Raw genomic sequence first — 9,409 nt, 5'->3', positions numbered from 1 at the left:
CGACGGCGCAGAGCGCGCAATCCTTCCGCAACCAGATCGCCAACACGCTGGCCGGCGGCCGTTCGGCCTCGACCGGCTCGGCCGTGTCCACCGCCGCCGAGACCATGGTCCCGCTGGGCATCGTCAGCCTCAGCAGCGCCGGCCATATTCCACTGGCCATCAATCACGAGGGCCAGGGGGTCGCGACCACGGTCTCGTTCAACCTGCCGACCGGCGTGTCGCTGGGCCAGGCGGTGCAGGTCGTCGAGGACACGGTGCGGCAACTGAAGATCCCGGCCTCGATCCACGGCGCCTTCACCGGCAATGCGGCGCAGTTCAAGAACAATTCCAGCAGCGAGACGCTGCTGATCCTGGCGGCGCTGGCGGCGGTCTACATGGTGCTGGGCATCCTGTATGAAAGCTATGTCCATCCGCTGACCATCCTGTCCACCCTGCCCTCGGCCGGGGTGGGCGCGCTGCTGGCGCTGTGGGCGTTCGGGCAGGACTTCTCGCTGATGGGCATGATCGGGGTGATCCTGCTGATCGGCATCGTGAAGAAGAACGCGATCATGCTGATCGATTTCGCCATCGCGGCCGAACGCGACCACGACCTGACGCCGCATCAGGCCATCCGCCAGGCCTGCCTGCTGCGCTTCCGTCCGATCATGATGACGACCTTCGCCGCCGCGATGGGCGCGCTGCCGCTGGTCGTCGGCAACGGCTACGGCTCCGAGGTCCGCCACCCGCTGGGGATCGCGATCATCGGCGGCCTGGCGGTCAGTCAGGCATTGACCTTGTTCACCACCCCCGTCGTATATCTGTGCCTCGAACAGCTCAGCCGCCGCGCCGCGCAATGGCGTCGCAGGCTGCTGCCCGGCAGCCGCACGACGCCCGACCGGACCGAAACCGGCCTGTCTCGCGGCTGACGTTAAATTTTCCTCAAATCTTTAAAAAATCAGCCGCAATCCTGCTGCGTAACGTTCACGCACAGCCACGCCGCACCCGACTACAAATCCGGCATTCATTTCGCCGTTCGCCCGGCCCTCCTTGCGACCCGCAAGACCCCGGGACGATCGCGAACTGATGCCAAGGACAAGAAAGGTGCATCATGTTTCGTAAAAAGATCGCTCTGCTGCTCGGCACGGCAATGCTGGGCTGCCTGGGCTGCAACGCCGCGTCGGCCGCGCCCCTGAACGCCGATACCGGGCCGGTGCAGTTCCTGCACAGCACCAAGCTGCCCGAAATCACCAAGGGCGGCTTCGATCATTTCGCGATCGACAAGAAGGACAATCTGCTGCTGGTCATGGCCGAAAAGCACGCCACGGCCGAGATGTTCCGCCTCAGCGACGGCACGCACCTCGCCTCGGCCGGCGGTTTCGGCCTGCCGCACACCCCGGCCTATGTCGCCGACCAGCATCAGCTCTTCGTTTCGGACGACAAGCTGGGCTGCGTCGTCGTCGACGTGCCGTCGCTGAAGATCGTCAAGGTCATCACGCTGCGTCCCGGCGCGGATGAAGCCGTCTTCGACAAGAAGGCCGGCCTGTTCTATGTCGGCAACGGCGGCAAGAACGACCATTCCGAGAACTCGTCGATCAGCGTCATCGACGTCAGGCAGCACAAGGAAGTCGCGCGGATCGGCATCCCGTCGGCCAACATCGAATCGATGGTCGTCGATCACGGGCGCAACCTGCTGTTCGCCAATCTGCGCGACAGGAAGCAGATCGCCGTCGTCGACCTGCAGGCCCGCCAGCTCAAGACGATCTGGACCATCCCCGGCCTGAACATGAACACGCCGATGGCCTATGACGCCAAGACCCAGCGCCTGTTCGTGGTCGGCCGCAAGCCGGGCAAGCTGTTCGTGATCGACTCGACCACCGGCAATCTGCTGTCCACCGCCGATTGCGTCGATACCGCCGACGGCGAGACCTGGGACGGCAAGAACAAGCGCCTCTATATCAGCGGCGCCGAGGGGCTCAGCGTCTTCCATCGCGACGACGCCGATCATTTCTCGGAAATCCAGCGCATCGACACCAAGACCGGCAAGGTCTCGGCCTATGTCGGCGGGCTGAAGCAGCTCTATATCGCCCACGCCAGGACGGCGATCGAGCCCGCGGCGCTGGACATCTACACCGTGGCGCAGGACCCGGCGGCCGAAGCGGCCGCCCAGGCCGCGGCCGCCGCCAGGAAGAAATCGTAAAAATTACCACCGTCGCGGCCTGGCATTCAGGCCGCGCCATGCAGGACGCGACCCAGGGCAGCGCCGCCCGCCGCATGGTCGAAACGTCCATCTCCAAATCGTTCCTCTTTAAATCAACGTCCAGAATTTCTTGAAACTTTAACATGACAGGGAAAGTTCGCCGCTTCTGCCCGGTTGCGGATGGCGCTAAAGACGGCGTCATCCGTGCCGGGACATCGCGCCGGCGTCCGGCTCCCACGAGCGCATGCGCACAGAAAGAAGACACGCCATGACGACACGATCGATCCTCTCCCGGGTGGGGGCCGTCCTGCTCTCGACCTCGGCGCTCGTCACCGGAGGACAGGCGCTGGCCGCACAGCATCACGGCGCGCATCACCATGGCGCGCCGATGCTGGAAGGCGTGCCGCGCTATGACAACATCATCATCATCGAGATGGAAAACCGTCAGTACGGCGAAATCATCGGCGCGCAGCCCGCCAGCTCGCCCCACATGACGGCGCTGGCGCAGAAATATAATTCGGCGACGAACTATTACGGCATCACCCACCCCAGCGAGCCGAACTACATCGCCATGATGGCCGGCGACCAGGAAGGCGTGCTGGATGACGACGCCTGGTACTGCCAGGCCGACGGCACCCCGCTGCCGGCCGACAAGGCCATCGTGGCCGGCAAGCCGGACATGGCGCCGATGAACCGTCCCTGCAACGGCATCAAGAAGACCAAGGCGTATGTCGCCCACCATTTCACGGTGCCGAACTTCTTCGCCCAGTTGAACACGGCCGGCATTTCCTGGTCGATGTATAACCAGAGCATGCCGACCAATCCCCAGACGGGCGGAACCATGCCCGAAATGCCCACCTATCCGGCACCGGACGACCCGGGCGCCGACGTGCGCGGGCTGTACGCGTCCAAGCACAACCCGTCGGTCAATTTCGACGATATCCGCGAAGCGCCCGATTTCCACGCCCATAACCGCACCGAACAGGCATTCTTCGACAATCTGGCCGATGGCAGCCTGCCGCGCTTCGCCTATTTCGTGCCGGACCAGTGCCATGACGACCACGGCCCGTCGGGCCCGATGAAGGACCACCCGCAATGCAAGGGCCACGGCTATGGCCCCTCGCCGCTGCTGACCACCGGCGACGATTACGTCCAGACCCTGGTCGACCATATCCAGGCCTCGCCGCTGTGGAGGTCGAAGAAGAATGTTGCGATCGTCGTGACGTTCGACGAGGATGACAGCGGCGGCGCGGGCGTGCAGGGTTGCTGCGGCTATCACCCCGTGGCCCCCGGCCAGCCGCACAAGGGCGTGGTCAACCAGGGCGGCGGGCGTATCCCGACGCTGGTCATCACCAACCACGGCGTGAAGGGCGTGCAGGACGACACCCCGTACAACCATTATTCGCTGCTGCGGACGCTGGAAGACGCGTTCGGCATCAAGCAGCATATCGGCCACGCCAATGACGGCGTCGCGGTGCAGCCGGCCGACGGCGCGTTCGTCCAGACGCCGGTGGTGCCAATGGCCAAGATGTTCGCGATCCCGGCCCGTTGACCGGATTGCGGACAAGGACGCCGCGATGATGCGGCATGGCAGGGGGCGCGCGGCCGTCTGGGTGTTGGCCGCCGCCCTGATCCCGGCCTGTTGGGGGGCGTCGTCGCCGGTCATGGCGGCGGCGCCCCTGTCGCCTGTCGCCCAGTTGGGGCGGCAGCTCTTCTTCGATCCCGGATTGTCGGCGTCCGGCCGGCAATCCTGCGCCAGTTGCCATGATCCGGCCAATCATTATGCGCCACGCAACGATTTGGCGGTGCAGATGGGAGGCGCCCGGCTGGACACTCCCGGCGTCCGCGCGGTGCCGACCCTGACCTACAGGGACGAGGTGCCGGATTTCTCGGCCACGCTGGAAAACCCCGATGAATCGGCCAGCGGACCCGGCGGCGGCTATGATTGGGACGGGCGCATGGCCTCGGTCGCCATCCAGTCGGTCAGTCCGCTGACCACCCCGTTCGAAATGGCCAATCCCGACATCGCTTCGGTGCGGGCCCGGGTGCGGCGCAATCCGGACTATGTGCGCCAGTTCACCGGTTTGTTCGGCCAGGACGTGTTCGCCACCCCGCGGCAGGTGGTCCGGGCGATCGGCACGGCGCTGGCGGCCTTCCAGCACGAGGATTCGTCCTTCCACCCCTATACCAGCAAATATGATTACTATACGCGCGGCCTGGCGACGCTGACCCCGCAGGAACAGCGCGGCATGGCGCTGTTCAACGATGCCGACCGCGCCAATTGCGCCTCCTGCCACACCGCCGGCATCGGCCCCGGCAAGGACGGCTCGACCTCGGTCGGACAGTTCACCGATTTCTTCTTCAAGGATATCGGCGTGCCGGACAATCCGCAGGTCCGCCCGCCGGCCGGGATGGGCCGCTACGACATGGGCCTGTGCGGCCCCCTGCGCACCGACCTGGCCCCGGCGCGCGATGCGGCCAACCGCCGATATTGCGGCCTGTTCATGACCCCGACCCTGCGCAACGTCGCGACGCGCCATGTATTCTTTCATAACGGCGTGCTGAAGTCGCTGCGCGACGTGGTCGCATTCTACGTCACGCGCGATACCGACCCCGCGCACTGGTATGGCCGCCAGCCCGACATCCGGCCCGATGGAACCCGGCCCGACGGAACCCGGCCCGGCGGGGCCTTGCCCTATAACGGCCTGCCGCCCGACCTGCGCGGCAATGTGGATCGCGACGACATGCCCTTCGCCGCACAGAAGACCGGCGGCCAGCCGATCCTGTCCGAAGCCGAAATGGACGATCTGGTCGCCTTCCTGAACACCCTGACGGACGGCTACAAGCCTGCGACGGCTCAACCGAAATGATCGACATGACAACCAGCGTGCCCCCTGCCCCGGTCCAGGCTTATGACCCCCTCACCCGTGCCCTGCATTGGGCGACGGCCGGCATCGTGCTGCTGCAATTCGCCATGGGCGAGACCTGGTCCTGGCTCGGCGCGGGCTGGAAGGGCACAGCCCGCGACATCCACACCAGCATCGGCTTCGCCTTTGCCGTGCTGCTGCTCTTCCGGCTCTATTGGCTGTTCGCCCGGTGGCAGCGGACGACCGCCGGCCCGGCGGACAACCGGCTGGCCATCCTGGTCCATCTGGCGCTCTACGCCCTGCTGGTGGCGGAAACGATGGCCGGTTTCGAATGGCGGTGGAGCGGCACGCGCCCCCTCTTCGTCTTCGGCGCCCATCTGGCCTGCATCCCCTGCCGGCTGGACAAGACCGGCCACCACATCGTCGCGACCCTGCATGATTACGGCGCCTGGACCATCATGGCCCTGGCCTTCGGTCACGCTGCGGTTGCCCTATGGCGGCATTACGTGCGGCGCGACGGCATCCTGGGCCGGATGCTGCCCGCGACGCGGCGGGCGTGAGCTCTGAAAAACGTAAGGTCTTCTTTCAAAAAAGAACAACCTCCGGCGCATCACTTGCCGCCGGACAGGCTGCCCAGATAGGCGATGATATCGGCCCGGTCCTGGTCCGAGACGATGCCGTCAAACCCCATGCGGGTACCCGGCGCGAAGCCGGCCGGATCCTTCAGCCACGCCGAGAGCGTCTCGACCGTCCAGACCTGCTGCCGGCGCGCCAGCAGGGCGGGCGAGAAATTGTAATCGGCAATGGCGGCGATGTGCGTGCCCATCAGGCCATAGAGGTTGGGGCCCATCATCGCCGATCCGTCGCGATCGAAATTATGACAGTCCGAGCACATGCTGTCGGCCAGGTCGCGCCCGCGCGACACATCGGCGTGCCGCACCCGATCGGCAAAGGACGGATCCGCGGCACGGGCCGCGTCGGCCACCAGGCTCACGCCGGCCGCCACCGCCAGCATCGCTCCCGCCACTCTCCCGAACATGCAACGCATCGCCGATCCCGCCATTTCCTTGTACTCCTCCCCCGGTCCGCCCGAAACAGCCTGCCAGCATAAGGAAAACACGGCGCCGCGTTCAGAGCCCACGGCGCCATGTCAGGAATATTTCACAAACCGGACCGCGCATGGCGGCTCGGCCCGAAGAAGATCGCCGCGATCAGAAATCGCTGCTGACGGTCGCGATGGCCGCGAAAGGCGATGCGATCGTATAGGTCGGCGCCTTGGCCGAGATCATGTTGCCGAAGATGCCCCGGGTGTTCGTGGCATTGGTCTGCACACTATTGATCCAGTTGAGGTACCCCGCGTTCGAGAGGTTCTGCAGGTTCAGGCGGATGGACGGGTTCTTGAACATCCCCATGCTGCTGAAGCGATAGCCCAGCGCGATATTCATGCGGACATAGCCCGGAATATGCTGGTCATCCATGAAGGTCGCATATTGCTTGCCGACATATTTCAGGTTGAAGCTGCCGAAGCGGTGGCCGTCATCGTAATCCAGCCCGAACCCGACCTGCCATTCCGGTGCTTGCGGCGCGATCTTGCCGGCCGTCGGCAGGTAGTCGACGACCTTGCCCGACGACGCCTGCAGATTGCTGTCGGTCACGGCATGCAGATATTCGGCCGACACATAGGGCCGGATATTGTAGATGGGCCGCGTGCCGATCTCGAAATCGAACCCGTCGGAATGTTCGCCGCCGCCATTGGCATTCGTCGTCCAATAGGCGCCGCTGACCGGGTCGGTCACGGTCTGGGTGAACAGGCGATTGGTGAAATTATAGTGGAAATAGGTCAGCGATGAGGACACCAGGCGACCCTGGTAGCGCCATCCGGCCTCTTCCGAGATCGAGATCTCGGGCTGCTGGTTGGGATTGGCCTTGGTCGAATAGCCGCCCGGAACATAGTACGATCCCGAATCGTACAGCGCATAGTTGGTCGGCATGCGATAATTCGTCGACACCGACACGAAGACCTGGTTCTCGGCATTGATCTTGTAGCGCGCGGCGGCGGTCGGCAGCGCCTCGGCATAGTTGGTGGTCACGTATTTCTGCGACACGTTGGGCAGGTAGTTCGCCCCCCGCCGGTCGACGATCGAATATTTCAGGCCGGCATCGATCGTCAGGCGGTCATGCAGCAGTGACAGGCTGTCGCCGATGAAGGGCGTATGTACGACTGTCTGGGTCAGCGTGTTGCGATATTGCGCCGTCACCCCGTTATTGAGCACCAGGTTGGGCCCGCCGCCCCAGACATCGAACGCCGTGCCGTTGGGACCGACCAGCCCGTACGGCGCGGTCTGGGTCTGCTTCGAATATTCGAACCAATATCCCACCATCAGGCGGTTGGGACCGTACGACCATGTCAGCTTGGTCGTGGCACCCGGGCGATAGGTCTCGGTCAGGGAGGGATTATAAAGCAGCGGGCTGCCCGAGGAGAGGCTGCCGATATGGCCGCCGATCTTCGTCGCACCATACTGGTAGGACGTCAGGCTGGTGGCATAGGCGCCGCCGCCATTGCCGTAGCCGTACCAGAAATAGGGCGTTTCCGTCAGCGTCAGGTGGTCCGTCAGCGTGAAGGTCGACGGCATGCTGGCATAGATGTTGGTGAACGGATTGGGATGCAGCTTGTAGTAATTGCCGTCGCCGGGCACGAAATGCTGCTCGTACACCGTGTTCGGCGGGTCGTTCCTGCCCAGGCCCGAACCGCCGATCGGGTTGACGAAGCCGTTGCCCCATTTCCGCCAGCTCGCCATCGTGACGCTGGGATAGGCGTCGTTCTGCAGCGAATTGCCCACGACCGCCAACGAGACGCGGTTGCCCTGCCCCCAGTCGTTCACGATCTTCATTTCGCCGTGCTTCTTGTTCTCATAGCCCGGGCCGCGCCAATGATCTTGCCGCCCCTGGGAGTACGAGAAATAGGCCCGCAGATTGGTATGGCCGATATAGCCCGTGTCGAAGCGCGCGAATCCGCGCGTGGCGTTGAACGAGCCATAGGTCATGTCGACCTGCCCGCCCATCGTCTTCCTGGGGTCGATCATGTACATGTCGACCACACCGCCCGAGGCACTGATATGCGGGCTGTCCAGGTCAGCCGATCCCTGGGCCAGCCGGACGGTGCGCAGGTTTTCCGAATCGACGATTTCCTGCGGATAAACCGCGAAATTACCGATATCGTTGATCGGGAACCCTTCCAGGGTAAAGCCCATCTGGCTTTCGGTCAGGCCGCGGACCGAGATATGCCCGCCGGTCATGCCCATCGGGTCGGTATCCGACACGTTGGCGCCCGGCAGCAGCGCGATCAGTTGCATCGGGTTCAGCGCCGGGTTCTGCTTGGCGATGTAATCCCGCGTGATTTCCGAAACCGATTTCGGCGCATCCTGGTTGACCATCAGCCCGCCGCCCAGCGCCCGGCGCGTGACCCCGTCACCATAGCTGTGGCCGACCACCTCCATCTTCTCGTCGGTCGGCGACGTCGCGCCCAGCATCGAGGGCGGCGCATCGCCGACCGACGCCCGGGTCAGGGCTGGGGTCGGGGCCGCCGAAGACGATGCCGTCCGCGCCTGTTGCGCCAGAGCAACAGGCGACAAGGAAGTAGAACATGCCAGCATAAAAAAGGCGGAACAGATATATTTCGACATAAAATTCTCCACTGACCCCTGTCAGCGGCGACTTATAAATGAAGCTGACTTTTCAGTCAGGTTATATTCTTAAAAATTCTCAAATTCATAAAAATTTAACATTTTTATAAAAAGTAATATTGATCATGTTGTTTTTATATTGCCTGTTGCGATTGCACCGCAAACATCCCGCAGGCCATCAAAGAATATCCTGCGCGCGCTCGCCCGGCCGGGGCGTATGGCATTCGTGGCACAGGCGGATCGGACCGGCGGCCAGATGGTCGCGCCGCCGTGCCAGATGGCAGGATTCGCAGAAATCATGGAATGTCGCCCGCGCCCCCGCCGCCAGGTCGGGCCGCGTGACATGGCAGAGGATGCATTTGCGATGCGGCAGCGCCGACAGTCCGGGATCCAGGCTGTCATGATGGCATTGCACGCAGTTATAGGCGCTGTGCGCCCGATGCAGGAACATGACGGGCAGCGGGTCAGCATGCCCCGGCCGGGGACGATAGCCCCACCCGGCCAGGACGAGCATCGCCGCCAGCACGCCGGCCAGCGCGGCCGTCATCCCCCATCCCGCCGCGCGGCCCTTCACGGCGCCACCCAGCGCCCGAGCCATTCCGCATAGAGCAGCGACAGGCCCAGCGACGCCGCCCCCACCCCCAGCGACAGGCGGACCGCAATGGTCGATGTCGCGCGCCGCC

Annotated in this window: 8 protein-coding genes; 5 read left to right on the top strand and 3 right to left on the bottom strand. The window is 64.2% G+C overall.

Going from position 1 to position 9,409, the window contains the following annotated elements:
• The 5 genes from HUK84_RS06195 to HUK84_RS06175 form a co-directional block, all read left to right on the top strand.
• On the top strand, positions 1 to 905 hold a 905-nt coding region (locus HUK84_RS06195), incomplete at its 5' end, for an efflux RND transporter permease subunit (protein ID WP_176639499.1).
• A 182-nt stretch (positions 906 to 1,087) separates the two neighbouring features.
• Positions 1,088 to 2,176: a YncE family protein gene (locus HUK84_RS06190; RefSeq protein ID WP_176639498.1), complete on the top strand. Its 1,089-nt coding sequence runs from the start codon at positions 1,088 to 1,090 to the stop codon at positions 2,174 to 2,176.
• Between the two features lie 268 nt (positions 2,177 to 2,444).
• A complete protein-coding gene (locus HUK84_RS06185) occupies positions 2,445 to 3,728 on the top strand; it encodes an alkaline phosphatase family protein (protein WP_176639497.1) in 1,284 nt (427 codons plus the stop codon).
• A gap of 25 nt (positions 3,729 to 3,753) precedes the next feature.
• Complete coding sequence (locus HUK84_RS06180) at positions 3,754 to 5,046, top strand: cytochrome-c peroxidase (protein WP_218064249.1); 1,293 nt, start codon at positions 3,754 to 3,756, stop codon at positions 5,044 to 5,046.
• On the top strand, positions 5,043 to 5,603 hold the full coding sequence (locus HUK84_RS06175) for a cytochrome b (RefSeq protein WP_176639495.1): 561 nt from the start codon (positions 5,043 to 5,045) through the stop codon (positions 5,601 to 5,603). The genes HUK84_RS06180 and HUK84_RS06175 overlap by 4 nt, the downstream gene beginning before the upstream one ends.
• 50 nt (positions 5,604 to 5,653) lie before the next feature.
• Here HUK84_RS06175 and HUK84_RS06170 read toward each other — a convergent pair whose 3' ends face one another.
• The 3 genes from HUK84_RS06170 to HUK84_RS06160 all read right to left on the bottom strand — a co-directional run bounded on the left by HUK84_RS06170 (position 5,654) and on the right by HUK84_RS06160 (position 9,300).
• The gene (locus HUK84_RS06170) at positions 5,654 to 6,082 is read right to left on the bottom strand and encodes a c-type cytochrome (protein WP_176639494.1); all 429 of its coding nucleotides are present in this window, start codon (positions 6,080 to 6,082) and stop codon (positions 5,654 to 5,656) included.
• Positions 6,083 to 6,254: 172 nt separating this feature from the next.
• The gene (locus tag HUK84_RS06165; RefSeq protein WP_374729274.1) at positions 6,255 to 8,696 is read right to left on the bottom strand and encodes a TonB-dependent receptor; all 2,442 of its coding nucleotides are present in this window, start codon (positions 8,694 to 8,696) and stop codon (positions 6,255 to 6,257) included.
• A gap of 208 nt (positions 8,697 to 8,904) precedes the next feature.
• Positions 8,905 to 9,300: a cytochrome c3 family protein gene (locus tag HUK84_RS06160; RefSeq protein ID WP_218064248.1), complete on the bottom strand. Its 396-nt coding sequence runs from the start codon at positions 9,298 to 9,300 to the stop codon at positions 8,905 to 8,907.
• Between the last annotated feature and the right edge of the window lie 109 nt (positions 9,301 to 9,409).

This window comes from Nguyenibacter vanlangensis, assembly GCF_013376155.1.
Classification (GTDB): domain Bacteria; phylum Pseudomonadota; class Alphaproteobacteria; order Acetobacterales; family Acetobacteraceae; genus Gluconacetobacter; species Gluconacetobacter vanlangensis.
This window is presented reverse-complemented; position numbering and strand designations above follow the sequence as displayed.

Coding starts and splice junctions, on each gene's coding strand:
- HUK84_RS06190 (WP_176639498.1), top strand. CDS start 1,088: ATGTTTCGTAAAAAGATCGCTCTGCTGCTCGGCACGGCAATGCTGGGC.
- HUK84_RS06185 (WP_176639497.1), top strand. CDS start 2,445: ATGACGACACGATCGATCCTCTCCCGGGTGGGGGCCGTCCTGCTCTCG.
- HUK84_RS06180 (WP_218064249.1), top strand. CDS start 3,754: ATGATGCGGCATGGCAGGGGGCGCGCGGCCGTCTGGGTGTTGGCCGCC.
- HUK84_RS06175 (WP_176639495.1), top strand. CDS start 5,043: ATGATCGACATGACAACCAGCGTGCCCCCTGCCCCGGTCCAGGCTTAT.
- HUK84_RS06170 (WP_176639494.1), bottom strand. CDS start 6,082: ATGTTCGGGAGAGTGGCGGGAGCGATGCTGGCGGTGGCGGCCGGCGTG.
- HUK84_RS06165 (WP_374729274.1), bottom strand. CDS start 8,696: ATGCTGGCATGTTCTACTTCCTTGTCGCCTGTTGCTCTGGCGCAACAG.